This window comes from Marinoscillum pacificum (assembly GCF_024714495.1).
Classification (GTDB): Bacteria; Bacteroidota; Bacteroidia; order Cytophagales; family Cyclobacteriaceae; genus Marinoscillum; species Marinoscillum pacificum.
On sequence record NZ_JAMZMJ010000006.1, the window covers coordinates 139,929 to 160,756 of the forward strand.

The 20,828-nt window shown below is 38.3% G+C and carries 19 protein-coding genes; 6 read left to right on the plus strand and 13 right to left on the minus strand.

What is annotated here, in order from left to right:
• Position 1 precedes the first annotated feature (1 nt).
• From NXS00_RS15180 to NXS00_RS15190, 3 genes are read right to left on the minus strand one after another with little or no spacing between them, the layout of a single operon-like run.
• Positions 2-364: a four helix bundle protein gene (locus NXS00_RS15180; protein WP_258100082.1), complete on the minus strand. Its 363-nt coding sequence runs from the start codon at positions 362-364 to the stop codon at positions 2-4.
• Positions 365-405: 41 nt separating this feature from the next.
• A complete protein-coding gene (locus tag NXS00_RS15185) occupies positions 406-2,808 on the minus strand; it encodes a 3-hydroxyacyl-CoA dehydrogenase/enoyl-CoA hydratase family protein (protein ID WP_258100083.1) in 2,403 nt (800 codons plus the stop codon).
• Positions 2,792-3,265, minus strand: coding sequence for a MarR family winged helix-turn-helix transcriptional regulator (locus tag NXS00_RS15190; protein WP_258100084.1), 474 nt, complete (start codon positions 3,263-3,265; stop codon positions 2,792-2,794). The genes NXS00_RS15185 and NXS00_RS15190 overlap by 17 nt, the downstream gene beginning before the upstream one ends.
• Positions 3,266-3,434: 169 nt before the next feature.
• On the opposite strand from NXS00_RS15190, the gene NXS00_RS15195 reads away from it, so the two are divergent.
• From NXS00_RS15195 to NXS00_RS15205, 3 genes are all read left to right on the plus strand, one after another.
• A complete protein-coding gene (locus NXS00_RS15195) occupies positions 3,435-4,010 on the plus strand; it encodes a hypothetical protein (RefSeq protein WP_258100085.1) in 576 nt (191 codons plus the stop codon).
• 60 nt (positions 4,011-4,070) lie between these two features.
• Positions 4,071-4,658, plus strand: a complete 588-nt coding sequence (locus NXS00_RS15200) for a DUF5025 domain-containing protein (protein WP_258100086.1) — start codon at positions 4,071-4,073, stop codon at positions 4,656-4,658.
• Between the two features lie 63 nt (positions 4,659-4,721).
• Positions 4,722-5,321, plus strand: a complete 600-nt coding sequence (locus NXS00_RS15205; RefSeq protein WP_258100087.1) for a YdeI/OmpD-associated family protein — start codon at positions 4,722-4,724, stop codon at positions 5,319-5,321.
• Here NXS00_RS15205 and NXS00_RS15210 read toward each other — a convergent pair.
• A complete protein-coding gene (locus NXS00_RS15210) occupies positions 5,305-6,105 on the minus strand; it encodes a DUF481 domain-containing protein (RefSeq protein WP_258100088.1) in 801 nt (266 codons plus the stop codon). The two genes, NXS00_RS15205 and NXS00_RS15210, sit on opposite strands and share 17 nt — an antisense overlap.
• Before the next feature lie 180 nt (positions 6,106-6,285).
• On the opposite strand from NXS00_RS15210, the gene NXS00_RS15215 reads away from it, so the two are divergent.
• Positions 6,286-6,705 (plus strand): hypothetical protein, encoded by a 420-nt coding sequence (locus tag NXS00_RS15215; RefSeq protein ID WP_258100089.1) that lies wholly within the window; start codon positions 6,286-6,288, stop codon positions 6,703-6,705.
• 113 nt (positions 6,706-6,818) lie between these two features.
• The gene (locus NXS00_RS15220) at positions 6,819-7,181 is read left to right on the plus strand and encodes a hypothetical protein (protein WP_258100090.1); all 363 of its coding nucleotides are present in this window, start codon (positions 6,819-6,821) and stop codon (positions 7,179-7,181) included.
• A gap of 55 nt (positions 7,182-7,236) precedes the next feature.
• On the opposite strand, the gene NXS00_RS15225 is transcribed toward NXS00_RS15220, so the two are convergent.
• The 8 genes from NXS00_RS15225 to NXS00_RS15260 all read right to left on the minus strand — a co-directional run bounded on the left by NXS00_RS15225 (position 7,237) and on the right by NXS00_RS15260 (position 18,581).
• On the minus strand, positions 7,237-9,051 hold the full coding sequence (locus tag NXS00_RS15225) for a tetratricopeptide repeat protein (protein ID WP_258100091.1): 1,815 nt from the start codon (positions 9,049-9,051) through the stop codon (positions 7,237-7,239).
• Positions 9,052-9,449: 398 nt separating this feature from the next.
• Complete coding sequence (locus NXS00_RS15230) at positions 9,450-11,156, minus strand: Ig-like domain-containing protein (protein WP_258100092.1); 1,707 nt, start codon at positions 11,154-11,156, stop codon at positions 9,450-9,452.
• A complete protein-coding gene (locus tag NXS00_RS15235; protein WP_258100093.1) occupies positions 11,153-12,028 on the minus strand; it encodes a class I SAM-dependent methyltransferase in 876 nt (291 codons plus the stop codon). The genes NXS00_RS15230 and NXS00_RS15235 overlap by 4 nt, the downstream gene beginning before the upstream one ends.
• Before the next feature lies 1 nt (position 12,029).
• Entirely contained in the window at positions 12,030-13,895 is a 1,866-nt protein-coding gene (gene mnmG, locus NXS00_RS15240; RefSeq protein WP_258100094.1) for a tRNA uridine-5-carboxymethylaminomethyl(34) synthesis enzyme MnmG, read from the minus strand.
• Between the two features lie 73 nt (positions 13,896-13,968).
• Entirely contained in the window at positions 13,969-14,394 is a 426-nt protein-coding gene (ybeY, locus tag NXS00_RS15245; RefSeq protein ID WP_258100095.1) for an rRNA maturation RNase YbeY, read from the minus strand.
• Positions 14,395-14,796 carry an ATP-binding protein gene (locus NXS00_RS15250; protein WP_258100096.1) on the minus strand — a complete coding sequence of 134 codons (402 nt, stop codon included), beginning with the start codon at positions 14,794-14,796 and terminating at the stop codon, positions 14,395-14,397.
• A complete protein-coding gene (locus NXS00_RS15255) occupies positions 14,796-18,188 on the minus strand; it encodes a DUF4175 family protein (protein WP_258100097.1) in 3,393 nt (1,130 codons plus the stop codon). The genes NXS00_RS15250 and NXS00_RS15255 overlap by 1 nt, the downstream gene beginning before the upstream one ends.
• A gap of 33 nt (positions 18,189-18,221) precedes the next feature.
• Entirely contained in the window at positions 18,222-18,581 is a 360-nt protein-coding gene (locus NXS00_RS15260; protein WP_258100098.1) for a hypothetical protein, read from the minus strand.
• 28 nt (positions 18,582-18,609) lie between these two features.
• Between NXS00_RS15260 and NXS00_RS15265 the strand changes: the two genes are divergently transcribed.
• Positions 18,610-19,311 carry a ComF family protein gene (locus NXS00_RS15265; RefSeq protein ID WP_258100099.1) on the plus strand — a complete coding sequence of 234 codons (702 nt, stop codon included), beginning with the start codon at positions 18,610-18,612 and terminating at the stop codon, positions 19,309-19,311.
• A gap of 63 nt (positions 19,312-19,374) precedes the next feature.
• Here the strand turns inward: NXS00_RS15265 and gldJ are convergent, their stop codons facing one another.
• Complete coding sequence (gene gldJ, locus NXS00_RS15270; RefSeq protein WP_258100100.1) at positions 19,375-20,700, minus strand: gliding motility lipoprotein GldJ; 1,326 nt, start codon at positions 20,698-20,700, stop codon at positions 19,375-19,377.
• Positions 20,701-20,828 lie beyond the last annotated feature (128 nt).

The following is a 20,828-nucleotide window of genomic DNA, read 5'->3' on the forward strand; positions in this document are numbered from 1 at the left end:
TCTAGACATTAGACTTTGAGAACTTATCTATTAATGTCTTTGTCATTTTCTGTATTTCGTTAAGTTCTGATGTAAGCTTGTCATATTCTATATCAGCCATTAATTGGACCTCCTTTGAGATAATCAATTGAGTTTCCAATTCATATTGCGATCCCAAAGAATGAGAAAGAAAATTAGATAAGTCTTTATCTGTTTTTCTTCCACAGCCCTCTGCAATGTTTGAAGGAATAGAAACTGCAGCTCTACGCATTTGAGAAGTCAATCCGAATTTGTCGTCATTCGGAAAATTCTCCGTTTGCTTGTACATATCTACAGCCAATTGAATTCCTTTTTGCCAGACTTTTAGTTCTTTGAAATTATGCATGATCTAAAATCTTTTGTCTTACATCTTTTGTCTAGAGAAACTTAGTTTCTCAACGGCCTTCCTTTGAACAAAATGCTCTGGATTCTTTCCAAAGTTTTCTGCTCGCCGCATAGACTCAAGAAAGCTTCTCTTTCCAGGTCAAGGAGATACTGCTCAGAAACTAAACTTTCTGAACTCAAGTCACCGCCACTCATAACGTAAGCAAGCTTGCTTGCAATTTTCGCGTCGTGATCCGAAATATAAGATCCGTATTTCATCCCGATAATTCCTGCTTCGAACATCGCCATACTGGTTCTACCATGTACTTTGATATCTTTTCTCTCTACAGGCTGTGTATATCCAGCATCGGCTATTTCCAAAACTCTTGCTTTTGCATCCGCAATTAGTCGTGATCTATTCAATGTGATTCTATCAGATGGTCTGATGATATCCATTGCTTTTGCCTCTTCTGCTGAAGTTGCCACTTTCGCTGTAGCGATGTTCATGAAATATTCCTGAAGGATATTCAATTCAGGATCGTTCGGCATGTATTTGTCAGCAGCACGCAAAGTCAATTCTTTGGTACCACCCCCACCAGGGATCAAGCCAACACCCACTTCTACCAAACCGATGTAGGTTTCGGCATGTGCCTGAATCGCATCACAATGAAGTGACAATTCACAACCTCCGCCCAGTGCCAATCCAGCATCTGCAGCAACAACTGGCACAGAGGAGAACCTTGCTCTGGTCATGGTTTGTTGGAATTGACGAATCATCAGATCGATTTCATCATATTCCTGATCTACGGCAAACATGAACAACATTGCCAGGTTCGCTCCAGCTGAGAAATTCGAAGATTCGTTTCCAATCACCACTCCGCGGTAGTCTTTCTCCGCCATGGTAATCGCTGTATTGATTCCTTCGATTACTTCCGCACCGATAGCATTCATTTTCGTGTGGAACTCTACGTTCAATACACCATCTCCAATATCGTAGATGGTAGCTCCGTCGTTTTTCCAAACTATTTTGTTTTCTTTGAAAGCGTCCAGGAAGATAAATCCTTCTGTTCCCGGAACCACTTTATAAGACTTGGACGGAATATCGTAGTAGTGCTTATTGCCGTTTTCGAATTTGTAGAACGTCTCATTTCCACCAGCAAGCATTTCATCGACCCATGCTGCAGGTGCAAGATCCATTTCTTTCATTTTATCCACGCAGGCTTTTACACCCATGGCATCCCATGTAGCAAATGGACCCATTTCCCAACCAAATCCGGAAGCTACCGCCTGGTCGATTCGATACAATTCATCGGCGATTTCTGGAATACGATTTGTGCAGTATCTGAACAAATCAAAGAAGGACTGTCTGTAGAAATCTCCTTCTCGTCCATCCGCATTGATGACGATCTGGAATCTCTTTTTCAGATCTTCTTCGTTTTTCGTTTTGTCCAGAATGTCGAGTTTGATCTTATCTTTTTGTTTGTATTCAAACGTTTTAAGATCTAGCTCAAGAATATCTTTCTTTCCATTCTCGTCAACTACTTTCTTGTAGTATCCTTGTTTGGTTTTATCTCCCCACCATTTTTTATCATACAGCTCCTGTACAATTTTTGGTAGTTGGAAAGTATCACGTGATTCGTCATTTGGCAATCCATGGTACAGACCTTGTGCTACTTTCACGGCAGTATCCAAACCAACCACGTCCATCGTTCTGAACGTTGCAGATTTCTGACGACCAATCACTGGACCTGTCAACTTATCCACTTCATTAACTGAAAGACCCATTTTTTCAATGGTGTGCATTCCAGACATGATGGCGTAGATTCCGATTCGGTTGGCGATGAAAGCCGGGGTGTCTTTACAAAGTACCGTTTCTTTACCTAAATACAGATCTCCGTATTTCAAGAAGAAATCTACGATTTCCGGATCTGTCTTTTGGGTTGGAATAATCTCCAACAACTTCAAATATCTCGGAGGATTGAAGAAGTGCGTTCCGCAGAAATGCTTTTGAAAATCTTCACTTCTGCCTTCCAACATAAAGTTAATTGGAATACCAGAGGTGTTGGAACTAATTAAAGTTCCTGGTTTTCTATGCTTCTCTACGTTTTCAAATAATGTCTTCTTGATTTCCAGGTTTTCAACAACCGCCTCAATCACCCAATCATAGTCTTTAATCTTTGCAAGATCATCGTCAAAGTTCCCTGTTTTGATCAGGGAAGCTTTGTCTTTACTGTAAAGGGGTGAAGGTTTTGATTTTACCGCGGCCTCTAGTGAAGAGTTCACGATTTTGTTTTTCACTTGTGGAGAATCAAGCGTTAGTCCCTTTGCTTTTTCATCGTCGGTGAGTTCCTTCGGACTGATGTCCAAAAGCAGAACTTCCAAGCCAATGTTCGCAAAGTGGCAGGCGATCCGAGATCCCATGATTCCGGAGCCTAGTACTACTGCTTTCTTAATGCTTCGTTTCATAAATAAAGGCTTCTGCTAGTTTATCGAATAAAGATTTATCTTCTATTAATTGAGTTACTTGATTGGTAACACGTATGAAAGCCTTAATGTCTTCATCAGGCATCAAATCGTGCATCTTTTTATTAAATTCTTTAACGGCTCGTCTAGAAAATTCGCGTTTCTCCTTACCGGTCTCTGTTAAAAATATTCTAACGGATCTGCCATCGGTAGGATCTTTTTCACGGTAAATCCATTTTTTGTCTTCCATGGTTTTGAGCATTCGCGTAAGCGAACGAGCTTCCAATCCCATAAGTGGTGCGATTTTCGTGGCAGGGGTTCCTTCTTCTACGTCTATGTTGAGAAGTACAAATCCGGTGGATGCGGTCACATCTACTTGAGCGCCGTATTGATTATACATTCGCGAGATAGCATGCCATGCCACCTTGATGTTGTAATCGATGGTTTCTTCTCTTTTCATCGTTTCATTTTTGGGCTTCGCTGACTGTCTGGACAGCAAGCGGATTTTAGAGTCAAACCAAAGATAATCAAAATTTGTTATGCATGCATACTATTTTTAGGTTTCCCTCCGTCTCTATTGAAAGTGTCAATAATGGGGAAATTTGGTGGTTTTATTAGCTTTGGGAAAGATGAAACAGGATAACTCACAATATAAGGAAATACCCAAAGCATTTCACTCTTTTGAAAACGAAGGTTTATTTACTCACTGTATAGAGTGTGAACGAGAATTACTCAAGGGAGATTGCGATTATGTGATTGAAAAAGCCGTTCGTAATTATCAGGGATTCAAAGCCGAAGATGTAATCTTCGATTATGCCATCTGTATAGATTGTGCGATAGAAATTCAAAAACGCATGTCCAAAGAATCGATGCAAAAAATCCAGGAGTACATGCAAGTTCAACTTCTAAAGGGTCAGAGGGAATTACAAAACCGTGATCTTACGGATGTTGATGGCTTGTATTCAAAATGTATGTTTACAGACGAGGACAAATCCAATTGTGAGGAATATCAGGTTTTCGCTTTTTGTCGAGGGGACAAATTGAATTTACAAATGCCACCATACATGGTGTCAGGTCCGATTCTTGATGAAATTTCCGAACTACTTTCCGATGAAACCCGAGATGAGCTCAACGGATTTTTCAACAAACACTTTTCTCCTGCTCCCGGAATGTTCAATCCGGATCCGAGGTTGATATTGATTTAATGATAAATAATGGTTAGGTACGGTTATTGTTGTAATTTTAATAAATAACCTACTTGTACCATGACGCGATTTTATCTCGTATTTATTCTAATAATATTATTTATAAGTTGTGAGAAGACAGATCCAGCACCATCAGAAAATCTGGTTGTAAATAGTTTGGGTCTTACCATTCAAAATAGCACTTGGACGCCATCAGTCATTGATGGAGATTCCTGTCAACAAACTTTCAACTGTGAATTGTTTTTTGCTGGCAATGGAACTACACAAACACCATTTTACAGGGTTAAAGCCACACAATTCGAAGATTACCATTTGAATTTGAAAAAATCTGACTTTAGACTCCAAGTAGGGGGCGTTGATAAAGAAACTACATACAGTGTTAGTGATGCAGTTGAAGATTTCTCTTCATATGCGATGTACATAGATTATGAATCCAATGAGAAGAAAATTTATACTAGCGAAGGCTCCAACAGTACTTTGGAAATTTTGAAAATGTTTCCCATTGAAAATTCTCAGCTTATTGGTTTTGAAGGCCAATTTATTGGAACTCTATACAACACAGAAAACGTAAATGACTCTATTCAAATCAAAAGTAAGTCCTTAAAATTTCTACAAACCAATAGACACGATTATCAACAGTGTTTATGATTCATAGTATGCTGTGACAATAGGTTGTCACTCTTCAGTCTTAAGTTTGGATAAATTAACGAAATGACTGACCCATCAATACCGACTTTCATACCTACTTCTGTAGCCAGCTGGCGAGATTGGTTACAGGAGAATCATGAATCTGAAAACTCAGTTTGGCTAGTCTATTACAAAAAAGATACTGGCATGCCAAGTATTTCATGGGAAGAAGCTGTTGAAGAAGCTCTTTGCTTCGGTTGGATAGATAGTCGGCGACAGCCGATCGATTCTGAAAAATTCAGACAGTATTTCTGTAAGCGAAAACCTAATGGAAACTGGTCCAAGATTAATAAGGAAAAAGTTGAGATACTGATCAAGCAGGGGAGAATGTCTCCAGCTGGTATGCAAAGCATCGAAATTTCCAAACAAAACGGCTCCTGGACCTACCTAGATGATGTAGAAAATTTAACTATTCCGGAGGACCTGATTGCAGCCTTCCAAAATCATCCTGGCTCGGAAGAATCGTTTCATTCATTTAGCAAATCCTCCAAAAAACTTGCGCTCTATTGGATTCATTCAGCCAAGCGTGCAGAAACCAGAGCTAAACGAATTCACGAAATATCTGAAAGTGCTGCTGAAGGACTACTACCTAAACCAATTCGTCCTCCTAAAAGGAAAACTTAAATCCATTGGTCAGTGAGTACACCCAATTGTTAATCGCGATAATAGGTTTATCCTCATACTGTGCTGAAAAGGACGTGTTGAATGCTAAGCGATCAGTTAATTTCACATTGATCACAGCATCTCCACTGATTCTATTCCGAAATACTTCATCCTCCTGATCATAACCGCCTTGATAATAGGCGCTCATATTGAAGGAGACATTTTCATTTATTTTTTGCTTGTAATTGATGTAGTTCGTGGATTTGATCATCTCCTTTTCAATGATCATATCTTCAACTTCAAGGCTTTTCCAATTTTCTCTTTCATACATGGCGCCAATTCCAATATGCATTGTGGCTTTGGAAGATTCCATCAGGCGGATACGTACATTTCCACCTTCCAATAATCGAAGAGGCATTTTACGTCCCTGATCATATTGAATCTGAGAAAACAGCTCATAGGAGATTTTGCGCTTGCGCAAAAAGTTGATTCTAAAATGAGCCTGACCGGTAGAGAATAGTGGACCAGTCGTTGTTTTAAAATAATTCAATTGATTAAGTAGAATGTATGCGTGATTTTTCCCAACATACACCAGATCAGCATCGCCATCAATTCCTGTGTAGGTAATATTTTGCTCAGCAGTTGCACTTCGGTTATTCAGATTGAAATCTAAATTGATACTTCCCATAAAATATCCTGAGGAATCAGAAGAGATACTGCCTTTATCTACTTTGAGTATTTGGGTGAATGCTGTAAATGAACTGAAGGTTAGTACTGCTAGAATTGTGAGTTTCTGAATAGACACTTATGCTGATTTTAATAATTCGGTTGCGAAAATAATTAACAGGTCAAACTATGTAATGTTTGTTCACATAAAATCAGGTGGTGTGTTTTGGTAACGGACAATGGTTGGATTTATTCCTCAATGATTCATCGAATTGTAATTCTTGTTGAATTATGGTTTATTGAACCAGATTCCATTCCTATGAAAAAATATTCAATCTATTTTGTCATTTTAATCACAGTAATCGCATGTGATTCTTCACCGAAAGAAAATTCTAAATCAGAAGCTCCTTTGGAAGTAAAGGATGAATCTATAAAAGAGATAAGTCTTGTCGGTATTTTGGATGGGAAATGGAAGAGTGAAGGAAATGATGGCACGGTCTCCAATTTTCTGGAGTTTGAATCATCAAGCAAGGAATTCTATGCCTGGGTTGCTGACGAATCAAAACCTGAAACAGTTTCCGGAAGTTATGAAATTATTGGAGATACGTTACTGCACTTAACTTATCCAGAATTCAATTATCAAGAACATTTCGCTTTTGACTCAATTGCTGAAAACTATCTGGATATGTTTTCGCTAGGAGTGAGTGCCGGAAATTTGATTTATCAAAAACAAGAGTAAATACACGCTCATTGACAAATCTCACCTGATCATATGATGTGCTTCATGGGAGTAAATGATTTCAGGATCTAATTTCATATTGAAATCCTAATCAACCTCTAAACATCACATCTATGGAAACCTTACAGGTAAACACCACATTCGACAAAGGAGAGGAATTTTTAGCAGTGGCCTATCATGCCCTAAATTATGCTGATCAGGAAGACACAGCTTATATGGTTTGTATCAATGCTAAAAATGCGTTGGCTAATTTTTTGATCAGTTTTTTGGATCACTATGGTGAAAAAATCTATACCGAAGATCCTGAGGTATTGCTGAATCAATGCCGAGATTTGAGTGGAAACTATTTTGATCTGAACATTCAAGAATTGCTCCTTTGGCAAAATGGTGAAACTGATGTTTCTCTGAATCTAGCGCGACAAATAGTTCATATGGCCGAAATGGCTCGTGAATTAATGGTTTGCGAACTACTATAATATTTAGGGTGCTTTTATTCCCATGTGTGACATGGGAATACGGGCACCTATTTTCTTAATTCACCAAATCACCTCGAATCTGTCGGATTCTTTGTCTGGCCTCTGCAACATACATGCTTCCAGGATGCGCTTTCAAAAATTCCTGGTAAAGTGTCATGGCTTGCTCTTCATCATGAAGATAATCTTGTACAATAGTCGCTTTTTTATAGAATGCATCGTCACTTAGGATGTCATAGGAATATGCCTGAATAATTTTATCCAGGTAATCCACAGCTTGTTGATAATTCCCGGCTTGAAGTTCCAGCTTTGACTGTAGCCAGTACACTTCATCGGTAATGCTATGTCCAGGATTCTCTTTCAGGATTTTAGCCAATTTGGCTTTTGCCTCGGCAGTTTTATTTTGAAATATTAACAACTCTACGTTGGCAAATTCCTGCATGATAAAATCTGTGGTATCGAAAGCCGTATTATCTGTAATCAATAAACTGAGTGCAATGGCATCATTGGATATTTCGCGAGTGGTCGCCAGTTTTAAAATGTCAAGATGACTTTTCGCCAAAGCGAAGTTTCCCGTAAAATAGTTGAGTCTGGCATTTCGCAATTTCGCTTCATATCCCAGCGGCGCTTCCTTATTATCTTTTTCAACTTGAGAGTAGAGTAGGGTAGATTCCCACGGTTCACCAGTCAAAATATAAATATCTCCGAGATCCAGTTTACACTCTGATACCAGAGCGCGCGGAGCGCGTCGATTTTCGATTACAAAATTCAGGATTCGAGTGGCCGTGTCTAATTCGTCTAGATAAAAGGCGTGAAGCAGCGCTTTGTTACGGAGTGCTTCTAAAGTGGTATAATTTGGACCAATCTGATCGTACAATTCTGAATATTCAGTTGCCAGGTTTCTTATAGCCGTGGTGTCTACCGGAAATGCCGTTTTCACTTTGTTCTCCTTTGACTTAATAAGGAATCTTCTGGCTTGTGGATAATTGTAGTCATCACCGTAGGTATCGATCACATAAGTGTAAATATCAATGGCATCATCCCAGGACTCATTGTCATAAGCGATTCTAGCGATTCGCATACTCTGATCACCAGGCTGTTGATTTCTACGATCCAAAGCCCGAGCTTGAATAAATGCAGCGTAATAATTTTTGCGCTGAAGTTCTAACCAGATCAGTAGATCCGAATACAATGCACTATTCGGATCCTTCTGGATTTTCTGAATTAAAGTCTCCTCTAAAAATTCCTGATCCTCTGGTTCGGTCAAGATGTTTTGAAACAAGTTTTTTACATAAGCCAGATTAGCTGGATTTCCCTCAGCATAATTGATGTACTCTTCGGTCATCTTGCGCTTATCGTTTTTCATTCGATAAAGGGCAGCCATGTCCAAAGCAAATGCAGATTCCCGACCATTCAGTTTTCTAGCAGTGAGATAAAAATCAATAGCTTCTTCATACATCTGGTGAGAAACCAGATTTTGGGCAATAGAACTAAGCTGATACTGATTTTCAATAAACTGCTTTTTGAGTGTTGATAAGTACTTATCTAATTTATCGGATTCACCAATAGTGTGATATAAAAAAGCCAAGTCTACCTGGTAGTTAATGTTTCCAGGAAATGATTTGATTACGCGATCAAGATATTTTTCGGCGCCCTTGATATCCTGTTCTTCTAAAAGCAGGCGAAAATAGTTCGCATGTATTAATGGTATAACCGAACGATTTTTTTCCAGATCTTCAAACATCGCGCGGGCTTTTTCAAATTCGCCCTGCTGAAAATACTCATTTGCTAGTTTGGCATCATCTGTTTGGGCTGACAGAGAAAGCGCGGCGCCGAGGAGAGTAATTATTATTAAAAATTTTCTGGTATACATATACATGAAGTTATCCACTTTATTCTTCTACCTTATAATGAATATATAAGTTTTAAATTAAAAGCTATTTCTATTATTAAGGCTGTGGATATGTGGGTAAATCACTGAAATTAGATTTGTTTTTTAGGTTTGTTTATAAGTGATATCTATCTGAAATGTTTTCCACAGTTTATCTCTCTGTTAAGTCATTGAAAATCTGTCTTTTATTTTAAAATGTAGATAAGTGATATATGCTCAATGTGAATTAGTGGAGAAGTAAAGATTTGGGATAGATGGTTGATAAATGTGAAGTTATTTGAAGTTTGTACTGCTTCACATGAAATGTGGAAGTGGACAAAGTATAACTATGAGTTATTCCACCATAGTATCCACACTTGTCCACATGTTTATTGAGTTATTCAGAATGAAAATTCAAGTTGATTTTCGAAGTTTGCTCGCAGGGTAGTTTCTTCTTTGAAGTAGATTACAGGCTCTGGAGCAATGTTTTCTCTATAGTTTCCAACATCCCATTTTCCATTTTGATTGCTGTCTATAAGGATTCTAACCCAATAATTTGCTGGTGGAAGATTGTTGAATACACAGTGTTTAGTATTGGTTTGACTGGCTACTACTTCCTTCTTGTTCATTAGTTGAACAATGAAATGTGTAGAATCAGTATTGAGCGTTACTTCTATTAGTCCAAGGCTCTCTTGCTTCAAGAACTTGTAGTTTTGGTTAAGAACTGCTGAACTGTCCAGTTCTACTGATTGGAATGATTTAGGAAGTATTTGAACACTGAAGTTCGATTGATTAATTGATGTAAGTCTTTTCTTGAGTTCCATCTGTGCTGTATCAATATTGGTCGAGTCAATAACTATAGCATCACTAAGTCTGGTAAGACTGTCTTTGTAATTGTTTAATGTGATATCCAGATCAAAGGAGATGTCAAGATTGTGATTGGAGTAAACCACATTTCTTGGTTGATAATCGAGTCTAACTAATGTATCATAAACAACATCGAGGAAGTCAGTATTTAATATCTCAGTAGGTTTATTAAAGGACAGTTTGTATCTAGATGTACTCGTTACTTGAGAATTCTTAGCGGGTAATAATGACATGGTGAAGGCTTCAGGCTTTCGTGAAGACTCTCTAAACTGTATGTAGGTAGTGTCCGTAGAGGTGTTACCAAGACTATCCCTAACATAGAGTATACTGAACAAACTATCTGTAAATGATTTGTTGTCGTAGACTCGTATGGTCTTATTTTCATCTACTAGTTTACTAGCTATATTGAGTGAATCTGTATTTTGAATAGAATACTCTACAAGTGGTTTAGAGTATCTAATTTCGAAATATCTGCCAGATGGCCTTGCTGAGATATACTCTAATGCTGCAGCGTTTATTTGAATAGCATTCAATGAAAGCGTATCTCCAGACTGAGTTCGCATGTCAATCGTATCTGATTTAATGGCATAAGATTCTGTAGCTGCGTCAAAAATTAAATTTCTGTTCTCATCTCCAAATGCTAACATTCTGAATTTGGAAGCTTTGATATTTTGGAGGAAGAATTGACCTTCTTCATTAGTTGTGCTAAAGTAGGTTGGCTTGTTTACTTCAAAGTCTAGTGTATCACTAATGGTGTATAGACCTACAGTTATTTTGTCTTTGGGTTCTCCAGTTAAAAGATCAAGTACCTGACCGGATAAGTACAATGAATCAATATAGCTGCCGGTACTAAATGCGATGATTAGATTTTCAGCTGGTGTCTTTTCTGTAATGTCAGTTATCCCATCAAAGAAGTTAAAAGTGTAGGTAGTACTATCTTCGAACGGTTCTTCGAATTGTAGAGTTACAGAGTACTTCTTCTGAATGGTTTTGTATTTGGTTTCAGTAGTAGGAGTAATCACCAAATTCTGTTGAAGCTTATCTGCATTGATAACTTCATCAAACTCCAAAGTAATAGTTTGTCCTTTAAAGTTTAGCTGTTGGTCAACTGGATTTGATTCTAGCAAGGTAGGAGGGATGGTATCTTTTGGACCTCCTGTAGGTGTTATTGGATTAGCACAACTTAATGCTATAAGTTCAAAAACTAGAATAATGGTGATTGACTTAAAAAGTAGCTTCATGCTTTTAATACGTAAATAAGGCTTGAATATTCTCCTGACTCTTGTGCCTTTTTATTTGATTGGTTTCCGATTTGAATTGCAGATAATAAATTGGATGATCCTGTCTTGTTTTTCTCACTGAGCATTGAAACATAGAATGAGTCAAATTTCATAGGATGTACATCTATCAAATTAAGTTTACAGTTTTTTGCCACTGTTTTCAAAGAAGATTTATCGAAATGATATAGATGCTTAGGTACATCATAAGCTGCCCAATTCTCTTTGTAATGCTGTGCATCAAAGGATAGATGATTTGGTACAGCTACGAAAAGAACACCATCTTTCTTTAAGGATTTTCTTAGAGTGTTTAATGTAAGCTTCAATTCATGGACATGTTCTATTACATGCCAGGCAGTAATTACATCGTACTTGTTCTTTTCTAGATCAGTAAGACTATTGTAAATGTTAGCCTGAGTAAGCTTTCTTGCATTGTCTGCAGTTTCAGGATGCGTTTCTAATCCTTCTACCTCGTAGTTCTTTGACTTTAGAAAATCTAAGAATACACCAGATCCACACCCAAAGTCTAGAATTGTATGCTGCTTAGAATATTTCTTAATGAGCTTTAGTTTTTGCTTGAGCGTGATTGAGCGTACAAACTTGTAGACAAGGTTGATTGGATTATTGGCTTTGTTGGTATGCGATATGTAATTACTATCAGCATAGTACTTACCAATGTTGTTTTGATCTGGTCTAGGATTAGTGATTATTAAACCACATTTGTCACACTTCATCAAAGCAAAACTCTCACCTGATACAGTATGATCCTTGCATATGATGTGATTAGAAAACTTAGTGTGCTTACAGGACGGGCATTCCTCCAGCTTTTCGTACATGTTATTTATTTAGGTACACCATTAAAATTGAAACGTCTGATGCAGATACTCCTGATATTCTGGAAGCCTGCCCTAAAGTTGATGGTTTTATTTTTAATAGTTTCTCTCTTGCTTCAGATGATAGTGATGTTATTTGAGAGTAGTCAAATTCTGGATTGATCTTTTTATTCTCCAGAGCTATCATTTTCTCTGAGTTCTCCTGTTCTCTTGCTATGTATGTTTCGTATTTAATTTGAATCTCTGCCTGTTCCCTAACTTCAGCACTATAGGACTCCATATAGGATTTCAATTCTGGATCTATATCACAAAGATTTTGCAGGTTGATTTCAGGTCTTTTCAGTACTTGATACATAGATGATGTATCCTTCACAGGAGCACTATCTATGGATTCAAGCATAGGATTGAAATCTGCAGGCTTGTGTTTCTTTTGTTTGAGATCATTAATGAGACGTTTGGTCTCATGCATTTTAGTCATGGTTAGCTCATATCTATGTTCTGTAGCCAAGCCTAACTCATAAGCTTTTGGAGTTAATCTCAAATCCGCATTATCCTGTCTGAGGAGTAATCGATACTCAGCTCTAGAAGTGAACATACGATATGGTTCATTGGTACCTTTATTTATTAGGTCATCAATTAATACTCCAATGTATGCGTCTGATCTATTAAGTATTAATGGATCTTGCTCATGAACTTTTAGATGCGCATTGATTCCAGCCATCAATCCTTGACAAGCAGCTTCCTCATATCCTGTTGTTCCATTTATTTGACCAGCAAAATATAGGTTGGCTATTAGTTTGGTCTCCAGTGTTTGACTCAATTGTGTAGGAGGGAAGAAGTCGTATTCAATAGCATAACCTGGTCTGAACATCTTCGCATTCTCAAATCCTGGTATTTTAATGAGTGCTTTATACTGTACATCTTCTGGTAATGAGGTAGAGAATCCGTTTACATAGACCTCTACAGTATTCCATCCTTCTGGTTCTACGAAAATTTGATGTCTATCACGCTCTGCGAATCTATTGATTTTATCTTCTATAGATGGACAATAGCGTGGACCTAGTCCTTTAATTCTACCATTAAACATAGGAGATTTATCAAATCCCGTTTGTAAGACTCCATGAACTTCAGGACTTGTATAGGTAATCCAGCAAGATCTTTGTTCTTTCAATGGTTCTGTAGAGTCTAGATAAGAGAACTTCTGTGGATTTTCATCACCCTTTTGTTCTTCCATTTTGGTGTAATCAAGACTTCTACCATCTATTCTAGGTGGAGTCCCAGTCTTCATTCTACCGCTTTCAAAGCCAAGTTCTATGAGCTGTTCTGTAATTCCAGTGGCTTTACGTTCTCCAGCTCTTCCACCACCGAACTGTTTTTCACCTATATGAATCAATCCATTTAGGAAGGTTCCATTGGTAAGAACAACTGCTTTACCTTTTATTTCTATACCCAGACTTGTTCTGACACCTATTACTCGTTTGTCTTTGACTACAAGTCCAGTGATCATTTCTTGCCAAAAGTCTACGTTAGGTGTTGCTTCCAGTGCCAATCTCCATTCTTCCGCAAAGCGTATTCTATCTGATTGCACTCTAGGACTCCACATAGCTGGTCCTTTACTTTGGTTAAGCATACGAAATTGGATCATCGACTTATCAGAAATGATTCCCGAGTATCCACCAAGTGCATCTACTTCACGAACTATTTGTCCTTTGGCCACACCTCCCATTGCAGGATTACATGACATTTGGGCAATAGTGTTCATGTTCATGGTGGCAAGCAATACCTTAGAACCCATATTAGCAGCTGCAGCAGCGGCTTCACAACCGGCATGTCCAGCTCCCACTACAATTACATCGTATTCTGGAAACATATATTTATAAAAGGTTTCACGTGAAACAGTTCATCAACCAACACCGAAACACCACAAGGTGTTCCACGTGGAACTAATTTTTTAACAAAGATAAGCAGGCGTCTTCTTTTTGCCTCATTAAGATTTGATCATCCTCTGTCTTGTCTTTGAAGCCTAGTAAGTGCAAAAGACCATGAGCAAGGACACGATGCAATTCATTATCGAATGAGCTGTCTTGTTGATCTGCATTGTCTTGTACTCTGTCAATGCTAATGAAGATGTCTGATAGGATAGGGGAACCTTCTACTGAATTATCAAAGGTGATAATGTCTGTGTAATAATCGTGATCTAAATACTGCTGATTAATGGATAGAAGGTACTCGTCTGAGCAGAATATGTAGTTGATAGTTTCTATTTCTGCATCGTGTGTAGTGGCTATGTTGACTAACCACTCGGAGATTTGAGATTGATTTGCCAATTCGAAATCAATCTCTTCTGCAAAGAACTGAATCAATTCCATTTAGTTCAAGTAAAAAACCATTGATACTGTTCTTCCTTCATCTTCGAAATGTACTTCGTCACAAAGATGTTTCATAAGGAAAATACCTCTACCACCTGGCTTTTCAATATTCTCTGGGGCTGTAGGATCAGGTAATGTGTTGTAATTGAATCCTGGTCCTTCATCACTTACCACGATTTTCAAAGTGCTATCATCTACATGTAGTTTCAATGATACACACTTATCAGAAGCTTTTTGATTGCCATGTACAATTGCATTGTTGACTGATTCAGTTACGGCAATCATAATGTTACCGTAGATGTCATCATTCAAATGAAATCGCTCTTTGGCATTGTCAATGAAACTCTCAACAATCCTTATGTTTTCTGAGAGTGAAGGGATCTGTATCTGTATGCTGTCCATTATTGCTCTTCTCCGCTTAAGCGTCTAAAATAGTCGTTTACTTCTTTTTTATAAAATGGATTTAAATCCAAAGGTATAGTTTTTAATAACTCTATCTCCTCTTTTTTTGCTTTCAAGTATTCTTCAATAGCAGGAGGGAGTTTACGTTGTTGAGGCGTTGCGGTTTCACCTTCTCGTTCAGGAGATTCCTTTTGCTCACGCATTGACTCTTCTGCCTCCAGCATTCTGGTTAGTATCTCTTGCTGTCTATCTATCAACTCCTGTGTCAGACGCTTGTTCACTAGATCTACTTCATTCTCTTCCATCTGCTTAATGGCTTCTCCAAGTTTATCACCAGCTTCACTTCCATTGCCTCCTTCTTCACCATTTTCACCTTCTTTTCCAGCTTTCTGACCTGCTAACTGCTGCTGCATGGATTCCATCTGACGTCTGAGTTCTGCTTGCTCTGCGGCCAACTTGGCCAATTGCTCAGATAGTTCTCTACCAGACTTACCACTGCTCTTAAGCTGTTGGATCTGATCACTCAATTGCTGCTGCATTTGCTGCATGCTTGGAAGTGATTGCTTTTGTCCTTGACCTTTCTGAGGATTGCCCATAGCTTCTGACATTGCCATTTGCATTTGTTGCATGACATCATCCAAAAGAAGTGCCAGATTATTCATAGAAGTCATTGCGAACTGTTGATGAGAAGCTGCTTTTCCTTTGTTGCGCTCTCTCAGTTCGTTCATTGCTCTGTCGAGTTGGCTGTTGATTTCCCCTACTTCTCTTGTCACAAAGTTGCTTATCTGAGCTACTCGGCTTGCCAGAGATAATAAACTGTCTTCAATTACCTGCGCATTACTAATTAACTGCAGTTGATCTTGTGATAATTCAATGAATCTAGGATCGATTTGCTGCACTTCTTTGATTTCATCAATGATGTTTTCCTGTTCGAATGAGAGCTTGATTAGGTTATCTAGTATGTCTCGCAAGTGATCGAGGTTTTCTTGCATCATGGTCATTTCCATGCCCATTTGCATTTGTTGCATGCTGCTGGCCATGTTTTTCATTTGTTGACCAGCATTCTTCATTTTCTGACCAGCTTTTTGCTTTTGTTGGTTTTGAAGATCTTGTGGAATCTCATTAAGCTTTTCTTCGATCTGCTGCTCCTCTTTTTGGAAATCTTCCATAGGTTGAGGATTTTTCAGATCTTGATTCAGTTGCTCTAAACTGTCTAATTGCTCTTGAATTTCGTCAAATTCCTTATTGATCTCCTCTTGTTGTTTTTCGGTATCTGTTTGAGCTGCTTTTTGCTCATCATTCTGCTGTTGCGACTCCTTATTTTCTGCAGATTTGGAAGATTGCCTTTCTTCATCCAAAAGTGCCTCAGCCATGGTTACGTTTGCCAAATCCTCTTGTTTTTCAGCAAGTTTTTCTAGTTTCTCGGCAGATTGCTCAATACCAGTTTGAAGTTTAAGTCTTTTGAATAGTTCCAAAGCTCTTTCCAGCTCCTTCTCCATATTCTTCTCATTGTTCTTGATTTTTGACAGTTCTTCAAGAACCTGATCTGTATTATTTTGTTCTTTGAGCAATTTTTGAAGTTCATCGTAGAGTTTTTTGGTCTCATCATCCAAAACTTCCTCAATTAGCTCCTGAAGTTGCTTGGCCTTCTCCTGAAGTTTTTCACTTTGCTTTCCAAACTCCTTTTGGCTGTCCAAAAGCTGTTGGTGCTGTTCGGCAAGCTCTTCGATCTCCTTACTTAGCTTTTCTTTGTCTTTGATGATGTCCTCAATCAATTTTTTGTCTTGCCAATCCAATTCTCGCTTATTTCTTAGGCGATCTTCCAAATCTTTCAGACGATCGTTGATTTCTTCAGCTTTAGCCTCGGCATCATCTAGTTTGCTCTCAGATTCATTACTTTTTTCAGAAATCATCGATTCAACTTCCTTATCACTCGGCATTCTAAGGAAAAACTTCTGAGATTGACTCGCTTTATATCCGTTAATGCGGTCATTGTCAGTTACCTGGACAAATGCTTCTAAATAGTCTTCACTGGTGAGATTCATTGAATCTAAATCCCATTGAAGGTAGAATTGCTGGTTGATTTGTGATTTTTCGAATGGAATGGCGATGCGATGGTAGTTTTTATCGTCATTTTTCTTGTAGAGAAGAGACAAACTTGTGAACCCGTAATCATCTTCAATATTTCCAGTAAAGAGTAAAGATTTGTAGCTAATCGTATCAGGCAGATAATTTGCATCAATTTCCGGCAATTCGTCCTTGATTACTGAAATGTCGTAGATGATTCTGCTTTTGTTCGTTGCGTATTCGTTTGCGAGAGCGATTTCATATTCTAGCGAGTTGGTGACTGATCTAGCGAATTCAAAATGATCATTTTTCAATGACATGCTACTGGAATCACCTCCAACGATGAAAAATCCCTGTTGAGTGTCAGAAGAATTAATGTTCCAGGTGATTTTAGTGCCTTCAGCTACTACAAAACTGCCCGTATTCTCACGCATCTCATCAGAAAGACCTGTATATTCTGGATAGTCAATTTTGACACTCATATTTCTGAGCTCCGGTCTGTTGATGACCTTAATCTCATATTTTTTAGAATCATAACCAGCTGCTGAGAACTGGATGCTCTTATTGCTGTTTATTGAAGGATAGTTGAATACGTAGTGTCCATTTTTACCTTTATTCAGTCTGAATTTTTGGTTATTGTCCAACAAATAGACTTGATCAGGTATGCTCTCACCATTTAACATCACATCTATTTCGTAGCTATCTCCTTTGAATGCGAATAATTTACTTTCTAATTCAAACGAAAAAGGAGCAGGTTTTTCAAACGGTTTGTTGAACTGCACGATTCTACTGGAGCTTTCACTGAACAATCCAGGACTGATGAAGGACACTAGAAAGATCACCACTAGCAGACTCCCTACATATATCAAGTACTTTTTATTGACTTTGAAATCAACGGCTTCTTTAAAATCAAATACTTTAAGTTCACTCTGTTTTTGATCAATGGCTGCAAGAAGAAGTGAAGATTGACTTGTCGAATTCTGACTTAACTGTAAGAGGTTCAGTAGTTTATCCTGTATATCTGGAAAATGTCTTCCAATAAGTTTAGCTGCTTCCTGATCTGAAATACCACGATTGATTTGAACAATTTTAGAAATTGGTATGAGAATTCGGAAGATTACGAAGTAAAGAAGCAATCCGACAAGAATAGCGAAAATCCCTAGTCTCACAGGTTGATCAAACCAAAAATAACCTTCTAACAAACTGAATATCAACCAAATAGCTCCGAAAAGTAGTATAGAAATCAGTGATCCTCTAATGAGTTGGTTCACGTGAAACTTTCTTTTGAACCTGATGATGTTGTCTTTCAGATTGTTAGTAGTCATACTTTAAATACGAATTCTAGGTCTTTTGGATTGTTAAATGATTCCTATCTCTTTCTCAAAATACTCAAGTATGTGCATTTTAAGTAATTTCTCTTGCTCCAATAAATCAAAATGTGGAAGAGGCTTGACCAATTTCCAGTGCGGCCAGCCGTTTTCATCAAGTCCATCAAGTTCATAATATCCGGAGTAGGACAAAACTTTACAGATTGCGATGTGCATCAGGTCCTGTTTCTCCTCTTTCTCGAAATTTTTGGCTCCTAAACCCAGTTCCTGAACGCCTATAAGGAAGATAACCGCATTCAAGTCCTTGGGCTTTTTGCCTACGCGATTCTCAAGGCCTTTAATTAGGCTATTCCAGTCCCTTTCTAACGTTAAATCTTTCTGATATACCATTAATTACAAAAATAATTATATTGGTTGTGTGAAAACTGCCAAAATAGTAACGAAACTAACTGCTGATTTTATCGGATTATTCTTTCCTAGAGTGTGCATTAACTGCCAAACAACGCTCGTCCAACAGGAAAATTACCTCTGTGTCAAATGTAGACTTTCTCTTCCAAAAACCCATTATCATCGAGTACCTGACAACCCTTTAGATGACAAGTTTATCTATGAACCAAAAGTTCGAAAGGCCACGTCATTTTTATTCTTCAATAAAGGAGGTATTGCACAGAAACTAATTCATCAAATCAAGTATCGGAATGAACCTGAACTTGGTGTCTTGATGGGTGAGTTGTTTGGAAGAGATCTTATAGAAATGAATTGGCCTGTTGATTTGATCATACCTGTGCCCTTGCATAAATCTAAATTAAAACGAAGAGGGTTCAATCAGAGTGATGCCATAGCTGAGGGTATTTCACGTGAAACTGGATGGCCAGTTGCAACCGATCTGGTGATCAGAAGAAGACGAACTTCTTCACAAACTAAAAAGTCAAAGGTAGAGCGCTGGCAAAACATCCATTCGGTCTATACACTTACTAGATCTAATGAGTTATCAGGCAAAACGGTCGCTGTGGTAGATGATGTGCTGACTACTGGGGCCACGATTGGGGAGTTGATTACTTTGCTATCACAATCGGGAGTAAAGGAAATCTATGTGCTAACTTTGGCTGCTGGAAAATAATGGCATAAAAAAAGCCGTCAGGATAAGTTATCCCAACGGCTTTGATATTTAAAACAGGTTATCTTAATAGTTCGTACCCGCTCTGATCATAGCACATCTAAATCCGATTGTAGATGTTGCGGAATCTTCGAACAAATATCTTCTAGTTCCAGGTGATAACCAGTAAGCTACATCAGCCCATGATCCACCTTTATAAACTCTTAATCTCTTCATTGGAGGATTTTCAGTATCGTATGATTTCTGAAGACCAGTTTTAGCAACCCACTCTTCTTCAGTGTATTGTCCTTCATTACCGATGAAGTTCCACATAGCATCATATCCAGTTTCTGAATCCAATGTTCCGTCTCTTCTTACTGGGTTCATATCTTCTACAACCTGGTGAGAAAGAGGACGATACACATCTTGTACCCACTCATTTACGTTACCAGCCATGTTATAAAGACCAAAGTCGTTTGGAGGATAATCGTAAACATAAGTAGGGATCATTGCTCCGTCGTTCAACTTTCCAGCGATACCAGCATAGTCACCTTTTCCTCTTTTGAAGTTAGCAAGGAAGTAACCCATTGATTTTCCGTAAGGATTTCTCAATGCGTGACCATCCCAAGGATAAAGTCTTCTGTGTGTTTGGTTTTCATCCAACCACTGAGTTCCGATCAAAGCTTGAGCAGCATATTCCCACTCAGCTTCTGTTGGGAGACGATAATTTGGAAGCACAACACCTGATTCCAAAGGAATTCTAGGGAAGTCAGTTCCTGAAGATCCAGGATCTCCTTCAGCTCCAGCGAATGCCTGATCACCAGCTCCTGCATACTCGTCATAAAGACCAGCATCTTCAGCTAGTTTAATATTTACCACTCTGGTTCTCCACTTACAGTAGTTGATAGCTTGTCTCCAGTTTACACCTACAACTGGGAAGTATCTAAAACCAGGATATCTATAGTAGTGATCTACATAAGAATCGTTGAAAGCAAGATCCTTAGCCCATACTGTTGTATCTGGAAGATTGTTTTTCCAGTAGTATTCGTCTGAATCTTGTCTGATGTAAAATTCATATTCCAACCAGTTGATGTTAGCCACCTCTGTTTCATCCATGTAGAATGAAGCTACAGTTACTGCTCTTTCAACATTGTCATTGGAATTAAGAACATCTTCTTCGAAAGTTCCTAGCACGGTTCTTCCACCTTCGATAAAAATCAAGTTTGGACCTTCTGGCTGACCACTAAAGTCATTCACCACAAATCCTCCTTCTTCATTAAACTCTAATCCGGTAGTGGTACTGTATTTACCGGGATTAGAACTTGTAGGTGTTCCCGACCCACAAGAACTGAGCATTACTGCCACTGCCAACACAGATGCAGAGCCAGTAAGCGCATTAACCAAATTTTTCATAACCTGTTTTACTTTTATTTGAAACGCTCCAAAATAGTAATAAATACAATTATTTCAAAAATAGCCCTTTTGGACAAGTTTCCGAACATAATTGTACTCATTTAATAGGAAAATTAGATAATTATTGT